Genomic DNA, 17,221 nt, shown 5'->3' with positions numbered 1-17,221 from the left:
TGATGGGTTTAGATCTAAGCGAACACAGTATGGAAGCCTATGCTGGTTTTGTGAAGGAGACAACAGATGTTCACAGCCGCTTTTCTGATAAGTACTCGCCCGCAGAAATAACTAAATCTGGAAGTTTTTAGTTTGTCTTGTGTAGTTTAAGAATCTAAAAAATACCCGATGTCTTGAAGATATCGGGTATTTTTGTTCATGAACTGACGTTATAACTAATGATTTTTACTGTTAGCTTGCCGAATGAGGAGATAACTGATTGATAGTGAGAAAACAGCGACGGCAAGAGCAATTAGATCGTTACTGTCTTTCTTCTCTAAGTCTAAAATAATAATTTTTCTAGAGACGGCGATGAGAGAAGTAACTAATACTAGCTCGACTTGGACGACATGTTTCTTTAAGTAAGCTGTGATATTTTCTAGAATTTCTAGGGCAATCAAAACATTCAAGAATAATCCGAATAGTTGAAATAATTCTGCATTAAAACTTGCCTGATTATGCTGATATATTGTTTCGACAAGTGTTTCATACAAAGAATAGCCTAACTGGAAGATAGCAATAAAAGTCACTAAAATCATCCCAATCGACAGGATCTTAGAAACCCAGCCTTCAATAATCTCTAAACCATGTAAAAAATTTTCATCTTCAGAGATTAGAGATTTTAAAATCCTAAAAATTCGCATAATTTATGAGTGATTTAACAAATATAAGGTTGCTAATCTTTGGAGATCGAGAATATGCCGCTATTCTAGACTATCTCCAATTTAATTGAATAATTTAGCAACTAACATCATACCTTGATCGACAAACAAAACTTCCTCTCGTCCATCCAAAACTGAATACGTGCAATAGTTATGTGAATTTTCTCTATAATTACGAATTTTCAAGATTTTATGATTTTTGCCGACCAACCATTAATTGATTACTGCTATCTATGTGAAGCATAGAATAAAGTCCATATCAGATCGTATTTTATTAGAAAAAGTCAATAAACTATCTTAGAATAGCAGATGAGATCGATATCAAAAAAGTATTTAGATAGTAGTTTGACTTTAGAAAGAGCCTGTCTTCGATCGAACTACTGGATCTTTCGATCGCAATCTCACCAAATTTTGATCGAGAGTGCCACGATAAAGAGTAGTTACTGGGCGATCTAGGATCGCGATCGGCTGAATGCCCATAAAATTAACTAGAGATCGGTTGCTCTTTCTATTCCTCTATCTTTAGAACATTTAATCTATGTTTTTGAACGACACCCTTACCTTGTGGAGTGGTGGTATCACCCCAATGATGCCGTCACCATTACTTGCGACAGTCGCCGCAGAATACTCTCCCATCATTTTGTCTGGAGTACTGCTAACTTTAGTAACAATCTTTATCGCCAGTAAAATCGGCTCAGAAGTGGCAAAGCGACTAGATTTTCCGCCTGTGCTGGGGGAGTTGGTGGCAGGTGTGGTTGTGGGCGTTTCGGCTCTACATCTGACTATTTTCCCAGAAGGTGGACTATCTGCAGCGGATTCGGTGCTAATGACGGCACTCCAAGCACTCAATCACCTTTCACCCGCCGCGCTCACTACTGTATTTGAGGCTCAGAGCGAAGTGATTTCAGTGCTCGCCGAACTCGGAGTAATTATCCTGCTGTTTGAAATTGGGCTAGAATCCGATTTGCGCCAACTCAAAGAAGTGGGGATTCAAGCTGTTGTCGTTGCCTGTATAGGGGTGGCGGTGCCCTTTGCTGCGGGGACTGCGGGGCTGATGGCGATCTTCCATGTGGCGGCAATTCCGGCGATTTTTGCTGGGGCGGCATTAACGGCAACTAGTATCGGGATTACGTCGAAGGTTTTATCGGAGTTAGGGCAATTAAAATCTAAAGAAGGTCAAATTATTGTCGGTGCGGCGGTAATTGATGATGTGTTGGGAATTATCGTCCTGGCGGTAGTTGCTAGTCTTGCAAAAACTGGTGAGATTGACATTACTAACGTTATCTATTTAATCGTCAGTGCGACTGCTTTTCTGATTGGTTCGATTTTGTTGGGGGGCTTTTTTAATACAGCGTTTACCTCGATCGTTGAGAAGCTCGAAACTCGTGGCAATATAATTATTCCGGCATTTATCTTTGCTTTTTTCATGGCATTTTTAGGCAATGCCATTCATCTCGAAGCAATTTTGGGCGCATTTGCCGCTGGGTTAGTGTTAGATGAAAGCGATGCTCGCAGTGAGTTAGACGAACTAATTAAACCGATCGCCGATCTCTTCGTGCCGATCTTTTTTGTAACTGTTGGCGCACGGGCAGATCTGGGCGTTTTGAACCCTACGGTACCAGAAAATCGGGCGGGATTATTAATTGCCGTCTTCTTAGTGGCGATCGCTGTTTTTGGTAAATTAGTCACAGGTTGGGCGGTATTTGGAATACCAGGCATTAATCGCTGGGCGATCGGAGTAGGAATGATTCCTCGTGGTGAAGTTGGCTTGGTATTTGCTGGAATCGGTGCTGCCAGCGGCATTTTGGATAAGCCATTGCAGGTGTCGATTATTATCATGGTGATTTTGACGACTTTTGTGGCTCCGCCATTTCTCCGCATCGCTTTTGGACAAACTGATAAAATAGCTGTCCAACTCGAATCGAAAAATGAGTAGGGGAGTTACATAAAAGATACTGCGCGTGAATCGATAATCAGGCGTTGTTTCGCAACTTATCGAGTCCATCGAGAATCAATTCGAGACCAAAATTGAAGTCAGCAATGCCATCATAATGTCCGTCGATGATGTGATGCGTTAGCCGATTCATATAGGGGTATTTGTCAGCGGGAATGTTCGGAATATATTCCTGCGCTACCTTGGCATATTCGGTAGTCTCGATCGGAAAATTTAGCTCCTGAAGCGTGAATCCGTAGATGTGACTATCGATCGCATTCCAGGCTCGATCGACCATCTCGAACGAAAAGCCCGCTTCGCAGAGACAGCCCAGGGTAGCATCTATATAGCGTAACATCGCTGGTCCCACATTAATCCGTGACACGATCGGCATCGTCGCCCAGGGGTGGAGCAACAGCACCTCACGGGCAGAGTGCGCCCGCTGCCGCATCGCCGTCTTCCAGTCAACAGCAAGATCGGGCACCTCAATCTCGCCGATGACAATATCCACAATACCATCGAGCAAGTCGTCCTTATTCGCCACATGGTTGTACAGCGACATCGCCTGAACGCCCAACTCCTGGGCAATTTTCCGCATCGAGAGCGATTCAAACCCGCCCTTATCGGCGAGGTGAATCGCCGCGATTAAGATCCGTTCCCGACTCAACGGGATCTGGGGCGCGGTATCTGAGTTGCTCATTTTCACTATCTCATTTTTTCACATCTCCATCTTGACAAACTTACACCATAAGTTATACTTACGGTGTAAGTCGATGCTGTAGAGGCTGACAGACATGAAAGCGATCGTTCAGACCGAATATGGTTCACCAGATGTATTGAGCTTGCAAGAAGTAGACAAGCCCATAGTCACAAATAATGGCGTACTGGTGCGAGTTCGCGCTGCCTCTGTCAATGCTGGCGACTGGCGTCTGATGCGCGGCGATCCATTCCTGACTCGCCTGATGTTCGGGGGTATCCTCAAGCCTAAAATTCAGATCCTCGGCATGGATATCGCTGGATGTGTTGAAGGCGTTGGCAAAGATGTGACGCAGTTTCAGATGGGTGATCAGGTGTTTGGGGATCTGTCAGAATGTGGTTTCGGTGCGTTTGCTGAGTATGTCTGTGCAACCGAAGCGGCATTAGCGATCGCGCCTACAAATATCTCATTCGAGCAAGCTGCAACCGTCCCTGGGGCAGCCCTGACCGCGCTCCAGGGGCTGCGGGACTGTGGTCAAATTAAATTTGGTCAAAAGGTATTAATCAATGGCGCATCGGGCGGCGTAGGGTCGTTTGCGGTGCAGATTGCCAAGGCACTTGGGGCGGAGGTGACTGCAGTATGCAGTACGAATAAGATGGAGATGATGAAAACACTCGGTGCAGACAAAATCATCGACTACACTCAAACAGATATCACCAAAAATGGGCAGGATTACGACCTCATTCTGGACGCAGCCGCCTATCGATCGGTGTTTGACTATCGATCGATCTTGAAGGATGGCGGTACCTATGTCCTCATCGGTGGTTCGATCTCGCGGTTGTTTCAGGTGATGTTATTCGGCTCGGTAATTTCGAGAATTATGGGGCGAAAACTGAAGTGTTTGATAGCGAAGCCCAATCGCTCGGATCTGATTATTTTAAAGGAGATGATTGAAGCTGGAAAAATCACACCTTTTATCGATCGGACTTACAGTCTAAGCGAAGTGCCGATGGCAATTCGCCAGATCGAACAGCGGCAGGTACGGGGGAAAGTTGCCATTAGTGTTTGAGATGTTCAGTCTAAAAACCTGCAAGGAGAAGAACTATAACTGCCAGATTGTGCCTGTATTTACGGCTCAATCGTTGATTCAGCCTGCTAATTTTACGCAGATTCAGCAAAAAATTCTTGAAACCAATCCGGCATTTAACTTCTCCAAAAATTATTTTCCCGAGCATAGCTAGAAATTAGTTACAGCACTGTTGCTCGGCGCAAATTTGGCAAAAACGCTGACGAGATATTTTGGTGGCTTTGCTGAGGTTGACAAGGCTTTGTCTGATTCGATCGATGACGATCGAATCAGACAAAGCCTTGATTTGGTTTTCCTTGAGATTGAGTTCATCGAGATTAATTAATTTCTTGATTGACTCAGGTAAAATCTCCAACTGGAAACTCTTATCATCGATCGAGTGTCAGAGTAACTATAGCCTGGTGGATCATCCGCCGCTTAACCTCGAAACTCCTTTTGTGGAAGATATGTATTCAGCTCGATTTCCGCGTTCAAAATCTAGACTGTGGCTGACCATAATTTGTGCGAGTTTAACAATTGCGAGCGCGATCGGCTCCGCAAATATTCCCGCCCTAAGCCAACCAACTAACCGCCCCAGTGAAGCAAATCAGACTCCTACACCTGCGGTAATTAAATCGATTCGTCAAACTGTAAAAAAGCAGTTTAGAGTGGCTCAAATTGCCGTGGTGAGCGCGATCGAGCAGAATTGGTCGGATGGCTGTTTAGGATTGTCCAAAGCTGAGGAAGTTTGCACGATGGCGATCGTTCCTGGTTGGCGGGTTGAGGTGAGCGATAAGCTCCAAACCTGGTACTATCGGAGCGATCGTACTGGTAAAACACTCCGACTCGAAAATCCAGAACGTAGCATTCTACCTCAACCAGTCGCCAGCAAACTGATTCAACAGGTGGCAAAGGAAACCAATATCCAGGCTGAAAAACTCCGCATTACCGAAGTTAGAGCCAGAACTTATGATGGTTGTCTGGGCATCTATCGACCAAATCGAGCCTGTCCTAAAATCGCGATTCAAGGCTGGCAAGCGATCGTTACTAGTTCTGATCGTACCTATCTCTATCATCTCAATCAGAACGCCGATCGGATCGCTCAAAATGAAACCGCTAGTGGTGCGAAGCGAAAAATTAACGTTTCGTTTGGTACCTTTGGCGAGATTGCACCGCTGGCTGCTACTGAAATTTTCCGCAGTAGTACATCCGGCGATCTGACGGGTAGAATGATGAGTACTGTCCTCACTCAAGATGGCAAAATCACTCGGTATCAATCTTCACCGACGGCGAGATTCGCGCCAATAGTGATTAAAACATTATCAATCGATCGATTAAATGCTTTCAAAAAAACCTTGGCAAATCGGCAATTTCCAAACTTAAATGGTTTGATCTACCTCACCAGTGCCGCAGTTGCTGACTATCCGACAACAACCTATCAAAGCCAATCTACGGCGGCACAATTTATCGATCTAGAAAAGCAGAGCTTACCAAAATCGCTCCAACAATCGATATCTAGTTGGGAATCTTTAGTAGCTCCAATTAAGGGGCTGTAAGAAAATAAGCTCATGGTTTCGATCTGTAGTTTCCCCATAAAGCATCATTCGAGCAATAAAAGAGATATGTTCAATGGATCGAGAGCGAGTATTTGAACTTCATTTAGGTGTCACTCCTGGTGCAGCAATCTCTGGGGCAGTTCTTGTGCAAACAGAGATATCGACCTTTCTCACGTTCAACGCTATGCAAACGACAAATCGACTGTCTCCTGGTGGCGGTTATTACCGTAAGGATGCCGGAACTGCTGTCGTCGAGTTTACTATTTGCACAGCCACGAAGTTTGGATATCCCAACGACGAAGCTTGGGGCAGTATTCCTCGAACGAAGGGGTTGTCCTATGGAATTTTTGAGGTAGAAAACTCCGAATGGAAGCTGAAATTAGCCCACCTTAACCGATATGCCTTTCCCAAGACCAAAGAATGGGGCGGTCGGCATTTCTTGTTCTTGTTTCACGACAGCAGCTTCGAGTGCATTGCGAGGGACATGAAACTCGAAGTCACGACTGAACCATATGCTGAGGTTTTGCAGAAGATTACCAGTCGTGTACTTTCTGAGTAGGATACCTAACAAGCTGCTGCTCCCACACCCTTGGAGAATCGTCAAATCCACATTAGTGGTGGAACAATCTGGACGACCGAGGGAGATAATCAAAGCGAGTACATTTTGGACTTGAATCAATGCTGCTGGGATCGAGAATCGAGTGCAGATGGGAACGGATAAAACTAGAATTCAATATCGCTCGATTGGGATTGAATAAAACTTGCCAACCCACCGTAGAAATTAGTAGAAAACAATTCCGACTCACATTATCATGGGAAACCGCCAAATTTTAGTGTCGCTCTATTTCAGTATGAATCGATCGATGCACCTACAAAACAGCCTGTAATGCTGCCTAGACTGGGTGAATGACGGAGGCTCTAACCCAAATTTTCGCGAAAGGTTACTCACAAACGATATTTGAGGGGAAGCACTGCTGGGACTGGCTCAACGATCGATCTCATCCAGACAAAACCAATTCAAGGCTCGGAAAAAGTATGGATATTCAGACAAAATTTGGAATTAATGTTCCAGATGAATGGGATCTAGCTCCCATTCATTACCAAGTCGATAAACAACCTCGGTTTGGTAAATACAACCCAGAACAGATCGATGCTCCATTTTGGCGAGAGATGGTCAAGTTTAGAGCGGGGTATTCTGTCGCTCGCGATCGTTATCAGGACACAGAATACCAGCAACCTATCTGGGGATTCGATCGATTTGGACGATCGATGAATCTACTTCCTGATGGGCGAGTTATTGAAATTGGTGGATATCAAGAGAATTTTAAGTACGACTCTGATTTTTGGATTTACAATGATATCGTCGTCTACGATGGACGGGGTGATTTTCAGATTTATGCTTATCCTCGCGATGTGTTTCCACCCATCGATTATCACACCGCAACGTGGGTAGATGGCTGGCTCTATATCATCGGCAACCTCGGCTATCTGAGCGATCGAATTGTGGAGAAAACGCCTGTCTACCGCCTCAATTGCACCACGTTCGAGATCGAACCAGTCATCACTACTGGTGATTGTCCAGGCTGGATTAGCCATCATCGTGCTGTGGTGCGAGATCGTCAAATCCACATCAGTGGCGGAAAAATTGACGAGATCGAGCAGGATAAACATATCGGCATCGACAATCAAACCGAGTACATTTTAGACTTGAACGAATGCTACTGGCATCGAGTATCCAGTCTAGATGCGAACGGATCGAACTAAGGGGCTGTAAGAAAATAAGCTCATGGTTTCGATCTGTAGTTTCCCCGCAAGGAAAAGTTTTGAGTCTCAAGACATGAAGTTGTTTCTTTACAAGCCCTAAGTAACGTGAGTTCGGGTTAAGGATATTGGCTTCGTTCTCTACCCGCCCGCGACTGAAGTGCGGGCTAATAGCTCAAGTCCACTTTAGTGGACTTGAGCTATTAGCCTGGGGATTGATCCCCAGGTGGTGTAGAGCGGAGCTAGGAATGAGCGCATGGAGACCTTAACCCGAACTGACGTTAAGTAGATCGGTCCCTTATTTCCTTAAGTTGACACCACTGCTTTAAAGGGCACCTCTACACAATTAACCTTTATGGGTACCCTTAGGATCTACGCTAATTACTAATATTTATTTACTAGTGTAAGATGCGAGAAAACCGAACATGCGTTGGTGTAGCCGCTGCCAGTGAGAATCGGAATCGATATAGTAAAATTAGCTACATATCCCTAACTAGCAAATAATTGTGTCGTCTTCCCAGACTAATTGGACATCGCAACTCAGGATTGTGCTTATTCATCCTTGCCAATCGTTATTGTTTCGTTGTCTGGCGATTAGTATTCTCATCTCCATGTCTGGGTGCAATGGTGGTAAATCCCTGCAAAATACCTTCGCACCAGATCCGAAACTAAAGGAGCCAACTGCTATCAGCGCGAAATCTTCAGACATTCCCGCGACATCTGCTAACGCTCTCCCCGCCGATTTTCCTTTATATCCTCAAGCCAAACTTCAATCGACAGCAGAAACGAGAGAGCGAGGAACTGTTACTACCTGGACGACTTCAGATCCGATCGAGTTTGTCTATAAATTTTATCAAACAGAACTACCTGGTAAGCAATGGGAAATTGTTACAGCACCCAGCGATCGTAACCCACAACTAGAAGTAAAACAAGCACAAACAACTATCTCGATCGCCCCGCAAACCAATACAGATAAACAGCAAACTGGAGTTACGACTTATACGATTAGTCTGTTGGGGGCTAGTACCGCAACACCAACACCAACACCCGCAGCTAGTAATCCCACTCCCTCCACCGCCCCCATTGTCAGCACCAAACCGAGTAGTACTTTATTAGCAACTAATGCTGATTATCTTACCGATTTAACTAAAATCGGCGTATTAACCGGTGCGGATACTGCAACTAATCGCATCGTCACCCGCCGCGAATATGCGCGGTGGTTAGTTGCGGCGCATAACAAGATTACGGGTACCAAACCAACCCAACAGATTAAATTAGCGACCAGCGATGCTAAACCTGCCTTTCAGGATGTCTCCAATAGTAATCCCGATTTCTCTAGCATTCAAGGTTTGGCAGAAGCCGGATTGATTCCTAGTCCCCTCAGTGGCGATGCTACTAGCGTCCTGTTCCGTCCTGATACGCCGCTGACGAGAGAACAAATGATTCTATGGAAAATTCCGCTAGATACCCGTCAACCCTTGCCAGCAGCCTCGCTAGATGCCGTAAAACAAACGTGGGGATTTCAAGATGCTGGGAAAGTCGATCCTAAAGCACTGCGGGCTGTTCTAGCTGATTTTCAAAATGGCGAACAATCGAATATCCGGCGGGTGTTTGGCTATACCACGTTATTCCAACCCAAGAAAACGGTTAATCTGGGCGAGGTAGCGATCGCTATTTGGTATTTTGGAGCTAATAGTGAGGGTCTGTCCGCTCGTGATGCGATCGGCAATTAGGTATTTGTTAATTGATAATTGGGTTATTAGGGTATGGTCTAAATCTGCAACAGTTTAAAGAACATAGCGATCGGTATAGTGGCTAAACCTAATGGTACGCCGATGGCTAAACTAATGCCAATAGCAGAAATTAGCCGTAGGTATCGATCTGTGACACCAAATGAGATCGCTGCGCTACGCCAGCCATGCAGTAAGTGAATGGCAACGGCAATACTACCCAATGTGTAAATAGCAACTACCCACGATCGAGTCATTGTTGCTTGCATCAATCTGGATAAGTTGGCAGATCTGGTACCGATCGCATTGGGAAGCCAAAATTGATAGAGGTGGAATAGTAAAAATGCGAAGATTATCACGCCGAGGACACCCATATATCGAGCGGGATCGAGCGACAAGCCAGGGCTAACAGCATAGGGAGTACTACGCTTCGATCGGTTGTCTCGGGTGAGAGCGATGCCTTGCCAGATATGCAGAATGAAGCAACCAAATACCAATACTTCTAAGAGGTGCAGTCCCCAGTTATGGCGCAAGAAATCGGCGGTTCGATCGAATAAAGCACCATCATCGCCAGCGAAAATAGTTGCATTGAGTCCGAGGTGGACGACGAGAAAAGCCATTAGAAATAAGCCAGTGCTTGCCATAATGACTTTTCGGCCGATCGAAGATGTGTAAAAGTTAGATAATTGCATATCGATCTTTAAAATCAGTTAAAGGTTGAAAGCGAATATCAACCAAACTAGTACTATTACAAACCAAATATGGCAATTCCAAACTCTTTACATTTGCAGAAATTGCCTAATTTCGGTATCCGTAGGTTGAGCATCGATCGCTCCAGCTTGCTGAGTTGTCAAAGCTCCAGCAGCAGAGGCATAGCGGACTATTTCAGCCCCAGATTGTCCGGTGCCTAATTGATGTAATAGTCCTGCAACGAAAGCATCGCCAGCACCAGTTGTATCTATTGTGTCTACAGTAAAGGCTGGCTGTTGTCCAGTTTCTCCATTTAACCAGTACTCGCAAATATTGCTACCATCTGTCACAAAAATTCCTAAAGCTTTTGGTAAGTATTTACATAGAGCTTGCGGCAATCTTTCACCATAAATTAATTCGGCTTCTTCTCGTGCAAACTTAACATAATCGGCTTTTGCTAGTAATTGTTGAATCTTGGGAATGGCAATCTCTACCGATGTCCAAAAAGTCGGCCGCCAGTTAATATCGACCATGATGTTAACCTCGTGCTCTGTAGCTAATTCTACAGCTTTCCAAGTGCTAGCAGCACTAATCGGATAGGCTAAAGAGATCGTACCTAAGAGCAAAAAGTCCGCATCTATAAATAGTTCTACAGGTACTTGGCTTAGTTGGGTATCGGCAAATTTATCGGTTGAAATATTGCCAAACCCACCAAAAGATCGATCGCCATCGATCGATCTTGTTACCTGTACCTGGCGGGTGGGAGCGGTGGGATGATATTGAATTCCAGCAATATCTACGCCTTCATTGGTTAATTTCTCTGCCAATTTTGTCCCAGCTTCGTCCTTACCGACACAGCCGATAAATCTCGATCGATCGCCCATTTTGACCACTGCACAAGCAACATTTGCGGGTGCCCCACCAGGTAATGGTGTCCAAGATTTGACGTTCTCGCTACTGACTCCGTTCTCGTTGGCTAATAAATCGAATAGCACTTCACCCAGGCAAATTATGGTAGACATGGGATAGGGGATAGGGGATAGTAAGGATGGGGGATAGGGTAAAGGGGATTGAAACCCTCGATAATTGTGAATGAAGAAAAATATTCGATCGGATCGGACAAGATGAATTCTAGTGTAGACCAATTATTAACCAGTTATCATTACGACTTACCAGCAGAACTTATCGCCCAAACTCCAGTCGTACCTAGAGATCGATCGAGATTATTAGTCGTCGAACCCGATGATGGCTATCAGCACCGTCACTTTCACGATATCGGCGATTTTCTCGCTGCGGGGGATTTACTCGTATTTAATAATACTCGCGTCATTCCAGCGCGGGTTTACGGCTTCAAAACCACAGGCGCACCTGTGGAAATTTTACTACTTTCGGAACAGCAGCATAATTGTTGGATCGCATTAGTCAAACCAGGACGCAAACTCAAAATTGGCACCCAGATCGTTTTCCCCGCTCGCAATCCTCAGAGCAAGATCCCCCAGATTACCGCAACGATTACCGCCAGAGATGAAACAACTGGGGGTAGACTATTGCAATTTGACTTACCCCATGAGATCCCGTTGATTTCAATTCTTGCTGACTTTGGAGAACTACCTTTACCTCCCTATATCAATGCCAGTCAATCTACTCCCGAGCAATATCAAACCGTCTACGCCAAAGTACCAGGAGCTGTTGCCGCACCCACTGCTGGCTTACATTTTACGCCTGAATTGCTCGATCGATTAACAGCCCAAGGCATCAAGCAGGCTCATGTCACTCTCCATGTGGGTGTTGGGACTTTTCGCCCCGTCGAAGCCGAAGATATTACCACCCACCAAATGCATCATGAATGGTTAGAGATATCCCCAGAAACAGTCGCCCAGATTGAAGCCACTAAAGCCGCTGGCGGCAAAGTATACGCGGTTGGGACTACTGCCGTTCGCGTCCTCGAAACAGCCGCTCAGACGGGTAAATTGCAGCCTTATAGTGGTGATACCAATATTTTTATCTATCCTGGATATAAATGGCGAGTAGTGGATGGCGCAATCACCAATTTTCACCTACCAGGATCGAGTTTAATGATGTTAGTTAGTGCCGCGATCGGACGACAAAGATTACTAGATCTATACCAGATCGCGATCGAGGATAGTTATCGCTTTTATTCTTTTGGTGATGCAATGTTAATTCCTGTGCAGAGCGTCTCTAGCAGCACATCGTCTCCACCGCCGAAATAGGTTGAAGTTTGGCAATCCGATCTCCTCGATAGCGGTATTCGCTGAGAAAATGCAATCTAAAAAATCGTTAAACCATTGCACGGAAAGCTTCACAGAACGGTAAGATAGATCGCTATAAGTAAAAATACTTTAACTAAAATATTATGCCTAGAACCCAGAAGAACGATAACTTCATTGATAAAAGCTTCACTGTCATGGCTGACATGATTCTGAAGATGATGCCCACCAGCAAACGTGCCAAAGAAGCCTTCGTCTATTATCGCGATGGGATGTCGGCCCAAGCTGATGGGGAATATGCTGAAGCTCTGGATAACTATGAAGAAGCCTTGCGGCTGGAAGAAAATGAATACGATCGCAGTTATATTTTATATAATATGGGCTTGATCCATGCCAGTAACGGCGAACACGAGCGAGCTTTAGGTCTATACTTCCAAGCCGTCGAACTAAATTCCCGCCTCTGTCAAGCCTTAAATAACATCGCCGTCATTTATCACTATCAAGGTGAAAAAGCCGCCGATGAAGGCGATATGACAGCCAGTGAGGCTTTATTGGGTAAAGCCGCTGAGTACTGGATTGAAGCAATCAAAATTGCCCCCAATAACTACATCGAAGCCCAAAACTGGCTCAAAACTACCGGACGCTCTCAAATCGATATATATTTTTAGTTGAAAGTTGAAAGCGAAAAGTGGAAAAAAGCTTCGTTTCCACACCCCCACACCCCCACACCCCATACCCACTCCCCATGCTCGATCGCGAACAAGTACATAAAGTAGCTCTCCTGGCTCGATTGGAGCTTACGCCTAGCGAAGAAGAACAATATGCACTACAGATGAGTAGTATTCTTGACTACTTTGAACAACTGAGCGAACTTGATACCGAAGGTGTCGAACCGACGACTAGAGCCATCGATATGAGTAATATCACCCGCCGAGATGAACAATCTTCATATCAAAATCTTGCGGGCATCTACGAGGCTGCACCAGATCGCGAAACGGATTTTTTCAAAGTACCGAAAATTATGACTTAGAAAGATTTAGATCGAACTCGATCGATCTAAAGTAGCGATCTGCGCTACCATTAGTTACTGTTCAATACTAGTAGAGAAGCAATTGTGGCCCACTCGATCGTTACCAATGTTTGTGAAGGTATAGCTGACTGTGTAAATGCTTGTCCTGTTGCCTGTATTCATGATGGCCCAGGGAAAAATACGTTAGGTACCGATTGGTATTGGATTGATTTTTCTACTTGTATTGACTGTGGAATTTGTATTCAAGTTTGCCCGATCGAGGGTGCAATTCTACCTGAAGAACGACCAGATTTACAAGCAACACCGAGCTAATTTGCCGACTTTCTAATTGCTCACTACTGATAAACAAATCAAATATTTATTTACTGACTTTCGCTCTAAATATTAATTTATTATCTTGCCGATAGCCAGTATATCTAACGGTAACTAGTTCATCAGGGTTAGCAGCTCCTTCTATTAATTGATGCCAACGCGGATCGTAAGCGATTTCTGAACCAATCTCACCAATTAATGTCACACCCCATTGCTGAATTAGTCGATCGATCGACTGAACCAACGGAAATATTTTGCTAGCTGGAAAATCTGGATTATTTCTAGCTGCATATTTAGCCGCAGGAAAGTAAGTAAGAAAAGATTCTAATATTTGTAGACTTTGGTACTGAAATTCTGCCTGGAGACTCGACCTTTGCTCTGATAGTTGTTGCTGGAGATGCTGATATTCTTGTTGGAGCATCTCTAGAGAATTAGTAGATTCAGAGATAGATTTGTCTCCAAATATATCGATTAGCTCGTTGACAGATATCTGCAAAACACTACTAATTTTGACTAATGTCTGCCAGCGGAGCGTGTCGAGTTTATTCGATCGAAGTTTGTGGATAGTATGAGCTGATGTTCCTGTCAGTTGAGCCAGTTTGCTAAAGCTATTAATGCCGACTTTTTGCATTAATTTTCGTAATTTTAATGTTCTATCTACCTGTCGATCGCTACCCATATAAAATACAGCTATCTTTATGCTATTGTATCCCCGACTTCTTCAAGAAATCGGGGATATGTCTTAAACTATTGGTCTAATAAACTTCTCAACATCCAAGCAGTTTTTTCATGTAATTGTAATCGTTGAGTGAGTAAATCGGCAGTTGGTTCATCGCTAGCTTTAGCTGCTACAGCATAGATCGATCGAGCTGTGCGACAGACAGCCTCTTGCCCTTCAACCAAGAGTTTAATCATCTCAGTTGCCTTAGGCACAGTAGTTGTTTCGGGAATCGAACTTAACTGGGCATATTGACTATAACTTCCAGGTGCTGGAAATCCCAATGCCCGAATTCTTTCGGCAATTAGATCTACTGCTAAAGCAAGTTCGGTATATTGAGTTTCAAACATTAAATGCAGCGTTTGAAACATTGGTCCAGTGACATTCCAATGGAAGTAATGAGTTTTGAGATACAAAGTATAGGTATCTGCCAACAGTCGAGATAGCCCGTCGGCGATTTCCTTCCGAGTATCTGCATCGATTCCAATATCTACTTGCATCCGTTGGTTCTCCTGAAAATATTTACCAATCCTTGCTTATATTTTACTCACTATTCCCGATCCACTCACGATCGCGATACAAACACTTTACAAACAGCTTTGAGTTAGGCTAGAAAGTACAATTTTCAATTTCCACCAACTCTAATGCCCCAAATCACTGGTACCACGAAACTATTAGGTGTCATTGGCAATCCAATCGGTCATTCTCTCTCGCCGATTATCCATAATGCCGCGATCGAGCAGTTAGGCTTAGACTATCGATATCTAGCATTTCCCGTATCCTCAGCCGATCTCGCCACAGTACTGGATGGCTTCGCTGCCATTGGCTTAGTTGGCTGTAGTGTGACAATTCCCCACAAACAAACAATTATTCCTCTCCTTGCAGAGATTACCCCTCTAGCCAAAGCCATCGGTGCGGTAAATACTATCTGGAACACCCCTGAAGGCTGGAAAGGGACAAATACAGACGTTGCCGGATTTATCAGCCCTCTAGTGGCAATGGGGCGGGACTGGAGCAAAACAACTGTGGCAATTTTAGGTAATGGTGGTGCGGCGCGGGCTGTGGTGGCGGGATGTCATCAGTTAGGCTGTGGCGCAATTGATGTATTTGGTAGAGATGCGGCAAAATTAGCTAAATTTAAGTCTAGTTGGCAAGACATCAAGCTTCCAATGAATGGTAATGAGACACCAATGCCCGTGACAATTCAAACTCATTTATGGGATGAGTTATCGACTCTAATTAACCAAGATAATTTGTTGCTAGTTAATAGTACCCCGATCGGGATGTATCCACAGATTGAGGACAGTCCGATTAGTGCTGCAACAATCGAGCGAATTGGAGCTAATTCGCTCGCCTACGATCTTATTTATACACCTCGACCGACAAGATTTCTTCAATTAGCTAAAAATGCGGGGATGATGACAATCGATGGTACAGAAATGCTGGTACAACAAGGTGCTGTCGCGTTTGAATTGTGGCTACAACAACCCGCACCGATCGAGATAATGCGGCAAACATTAATTCAATATTTATCTAGTTAAGTTAAAAAAGGAATCGCCGCTTATTTAGGATGATGAGATATGTCAACCAATATCGCTTTCTTTGCGTAAGATATAGAGAATTAACAAGATAAATAGCCCAGTTCCAGCTAAATACTTAACTGGGCTGGGAATCACTTCTTGCGGCGAAAAGAAACCTTCAATTGTCCCCGCGATTAGTAACATTGGGAATATACCCATCACCAATTGTGCCGCTTGTAAACCGCAGATGCGTAGAGCATCGCGCCTGCGGTATCGACCTGGAAATAATAGTCCCTGTGCAATTAATAACCCAGCCCCACCAGAAATAAAAATCGCAGGTAATTCTAATGACCCGTGGGGAAAAACGAACGCCCAAAAGGGATAAGCTAAACCATTTTGTCCGACCAATGTAGCAACTGCACCAATTAATAATCCATTATAAAACAGGGCAAAAATCGTCCAGATCCCTGCCAAAATTCCACCGCCTACCATCCGAAAACAAACACTGAGATTATTAATGGCAATACTACTCGCAGCAAAAGGTTCCGTACCGAGGATCGAACCCATCCACAGTTGATGTCGATCGCGTACTTTCTCAATCATCGCTTGAGGTACAACCAGTGACATAAAACTAGCATCTTGCCAAGCAAACCACCAAGCAATTAGCACACCAACCAGAAATACGCCGAAAGCAACTGCTGTATATCCCCAAGTTTCCCGTAGCACCTGTGGCAATTTCCACAGATAAAAATTGATCGCGTCGCGTAGTTCTTGTCGCCTAGAACCGCGATAAATTAGACTGTAGCCGCGCGTAGTTAACGCCTGAAGTTCTTGAACGATCGTTTCGCCAATTTGATTGGTATTTGCCCGCGCCAAATCCGCTGCTACCGATCGATACAAGCTAGCTAATGTGACAATTTCTTTGGCATTAAAGGCTTTAACACCGCGTTGTTGGGCGCGTTGGAGTAAACTATCTAGTTCTTGCCATTGAGCTTCGCGTCGAGCAATCCAGCGTTGGATATTCATCTTCCAGATCTTAATTAAATTTAGGAGTAAAACCTGGAATCGATCGGCGATCGAACTGGGATTATTTTTGGTGCTCCGCAGCATTTCGTCTAGATGCATTTTATCTCGATCGATCTCAATCTGCCAACTACTACCACAATTTGACAAAATCGTAAGGTTGACTTTCGACGAGGCTGCCATCTAATCTTAATATCATTGGTATCCAGCAGTTGAGTTAAGGGAATCTTCACCCCTGCTTTGGGCATGATATTAT

General features: G+C 44.5%; 19 protein-coding genes. 11 read left to right on the top strand and 8 right to left on the bottom strand.

What is annotated here, in order from left to right; all coding sequences use genetic code 11:
* Window positions 1-215: 215 nt before the first annotated feature.
* The gene (locus tag RMO55_RS17045; protein WP_396134374.1) at window positions 216-686 is read right to left on the bottom strand and encodes a phosphate-starvation-inducible PsiE family protein; all 471 of its coding nucleotides are present in this window, start codon (window positions 684-686) and stop codon (window positions 216-218) included.
* Between the two features lie 553 nt (window positions 687-1,239).
* On the opposite strand from RMO55_RS17045, the gene RMO55_RS17040 reads away from it, so the two are divergent.
* Window positions 1,240-2,637, top strand: a complete 1,398-nt coding sequence (locus RMO55_RS17040; protein ID WP_396134372.1) for a cation:proton antiporter — start codon at window positions 1,240-1,242, stop codon at window positions 2,635-2,637.
* A 37-nt stretch (window positions 2,638-2,674) separates the two neighbouring features.
* Here the strand turns inward: RMO55_RS17040 and RMO55_RS17035 are convergent, their stop codons facing one another.
* Complete coding sequence (locus RMO55_RS17035; protein WP_310428458.1) at window positions 2,675-3,334, bottom strand: TetR/AcrR family transcriptional regulator C-terminal domain-containing protein; 660 nt, start codon at window positions 3,332-3,334, stop codon at window positions 2,675-2,677.
* A 94-nt stretch (window positions 3,335-3,428) separates the two neighbouring features.
* Between RMO55_RS17035 and RMO55_RS17030 the strand changes: the two genes are divergently transcribed.
* The 3 genes from RMO55_RS17030 to RMO55_RS17020 all read left to right on the top strand — a co-directional run bounded on the left by RMO55_RS17030 (window position 3,429) and on the right by RMO55_RS17020 (window position 5,953).
* The gene (locus tag RMO55_RS17030; protein ID WP_310428456.1) at window positions 3,429-4,400 is read left to right on the top strand and encodes an NAD(P)-dependent alcohol dehydrogenase; all 972 of its coding nucleotides are present in this window, start codon (window positions 3,429-3,431) and stop codon (window positions 4,398-4,400) included.
* A 1-nt stretch (window position 4,401) separates the two neighbouring features.
* Window positions 4,402-4,572, top strand: a complete 171-nt coding sequence (locus tag RMO55_RS17025) for a hypothetical protein (protein ID WP_310428453.1) — start codon at window positions 4,402-4,404, stop codon at window positions 4,570-4,572.
* A gap of 61 nt (window positions 4,573-4,633) precedes the next feature.
* Window positions 4,634-5,953 (top strand): hypothetical protein, encoded by a 1,320-nt coding sequence (locus RMO55_RS17020; protein ID WP_310428451.1) that lies wholly within the window; start codon window positions 4,634-4,636, stop codon window positions 5,951-5,953.
* A gap of 379 nt (window positions 5,954-6,332) precedes the next feature.
* Here RMO55_RS17020 and RMO55_RS17015 read toward each other — a convergent pair whose 3' ends face one another.
* A complete protein-coding gene (locus RMO55_RS17015; RefSeq protein ID WP_310428449.1) occupies window positions 6,333-6,632 on the bottom strand; it encodes a hypothetical protein in 300 nt (99 codons plus the stop codon).
* A gap of 227 nt (window positions 6,633-6,859) precedes the next feature.
* Here RMO55_RS17015 and RMO55_RS17010 point away from each other — a divergent pair, with 227 nt between their 5' ends.
* Both RMO55_RS17010 and RMO55_RS17005 read left to right on the top strand, forming a co-directional pair.
* The gene (locus RMO55_RS17010; RefSeq protein WP_310428447.1) at window positions 6,860-7,717 is read left to right on the top strand and encodes a hypothetical protein; all 858 of its coding nucleotides are present in this window, start codon (window positions 6,860-6,862) and stop codon (window positions 7,715-7,717) included.
* 503 nt (window positions 7,718-8,220) lie between these two features.
* The gene (locus tag RMO55_RS17005; protein WP_310428445.1) at window positions 8,221-9,447 is read left to right on the top strand and encodes an S-layer homology domain-containing protein; all 1,227 of its coding nucleotides are present in this window, start codon (window positions 8,221-8,223) and stop codon (window positions 9,445-9,447) included.
* A gap of 38 nt (window positions 9,448-9,485) precedes the next feature.
* Here RMO55_RS17005 and RMO55_RS17000 read toward each other — a convergent pair whose 3' ends face one another.
* Entirely contained in the window at window positions 9,486-10,136 is a 651-nt protein-coding gene (locus RMO55_RS17000) for a succinate dehydrogenase cytochrome b subunit (RefSeq protein WP_310428443.1), read from the bottom strand.
* 87 nt (window positions 10,137-10,223) lie between these two features.
* Window positions 10,224-11,156, bottom strand: coding sequence for a carbohydrate kinase (locus tag RMO55_RS16995; RefSeq protein WP_310428441.1), 933 nt, complete (start codon window positions 11,154-11,156; stop codon window positions 10,224-10,226).
* 102 nt (window positions 11,157-11,258) lie between these two features.
* Between RMO55_RS16995 and queA the strand changes: the two genes are divergently transcribed.
* The 4 genes from queA (at window position 11,259) to RMO55_RS16975 (ending at window position 13,704) form a co-directional block, all read left to right on the top strand.
* Window positions 11,259-12,365: a tRNA preQ1(34) S-adenosylmethionine ribosyltransferase-isomerase QueA gene (gene queA, locus RMO55_RS16990; RefSeq protein WP_310428463.1), complete on the top strand. Its 1,107-nt coding sequence runs from the start codon at window positions 11,259-11,261 to the stop codon at window positions 12,363-12,365.
* A gap of 143 nt (window positions 12,366-12,508) precedes the next feature.
* Window positions 12,509-13,030 carry a photosystem I assembly protein Ycf3 gene (locus RMO55_RS16985; RefSeq protein ID WP_310428439.1) on the top strand — a complete coding sequence of 174 codons (522 nt, stop codon included), beginning with the start codon at window positions 12,509-12,511 and terminating at the stop codon, window positions 13,028-13,030.
* Between the two features lie 77 nt (window positions 13,031-13,107).
* A complete protein-coding gene (gene gatC / locus RMO55_RS16980; RefSeq protein WP_310428437.1) occupies window positions 13,108-13,392 on the top strand; it encodes an Asp-tRNA(Asn)/Glu-tRNA(Gln) amidotransferase subunit GatC in 285 nt (94 codons plus the stop codon).
* 84 nt (window positions 13,393-13,476) lie between these two features.
* Window positions 13,477-13,704, top strand: coding sequence for a ferredoxin family protein (locus RMO55_RS16975; protein WP_310428435.1), 228 nt, complete (start codon window positions 13,477-13,479; stop codon window positions 13,702-13,704).
* A gap of 46 nt (window positions 13,705-13,750) precedes the next feature.
* Here the strand turns inward: RMO55_RS16975 and RMO55_RS16970 are convergent, their stop codons facing one another.
* Window positions 13,751-14,383, bottom strand: coding sequence for a helix-turn-helix transcriptional regulator (locus tag RMO55_RS16970; RefSeq protein WP_310428433.1), 633 nt, complete (start codon window positions 14,381-14,383; stop codon window positions 13,751-13,753).
* A 68-nt stretch (window positions 14,384-14,451) separates the two neighbouring features.
* Window positions 14,452-14,922 (bottom strand): Dps family protein, encoded by a 471-nt coding sequence (locus RMO55_RS16965; protein ID WP_310428431.1) that lies wholly within the window; start codon window positions 14,920-14,922, stop codon window positions 14,452-14,454.
* 144 nt (window positions 14,923-15,066) lie between these two features.
* Between RMO55_RS16965 and RMO55_RS16960 the strand changes: the two genes are divergently transcribed.
* On the top strand, window positions 15,067-15,963 hold the full coding sequence (locus tag RMO55_RS16960) for a shikimate dehydrogenase (RefSeq protein WP_310428429.1): 897 nt from the start codon (window positions 15,067-15,069) through the stop codon (window positions 15,961-15,963).
* Between the two features lie 42 nt (window positions 15,964-16,005).
* Here the strand turns inward: RMO55_RS16960 and RMO55_RS16955 are convergent, their stop codons facing one another.
* Window positions 16,006-16,968, bottom strand: a complete 963-nt coding sequence (locus RMO55_RS16955) for a stage II sporulation protein M (protein WP_310428461.1) — start codon at window positions 16,966-16,968, stop codon at window positions 16,006-16,008.
* Window positions 16,969-17,221: the final 253 nt, after the last annotated feature.

The sequence above is a fragment of the Chamaesiphon sp. VAR_48_metabat_135_sub genome (genome assembly GCF_031418915.1).
Classification (GTDB): Bacteria; Cyanobacteriota; Cyanobacteriia; order Cyanobacteriales; family Chamaesiphonaceae; genus Chamaesiphon.
The sequence above is the reverse complement of the archived record's forward strand: the minus strand, read 5'-3'. Positions and strand labels throughout refer to the sequence as shown.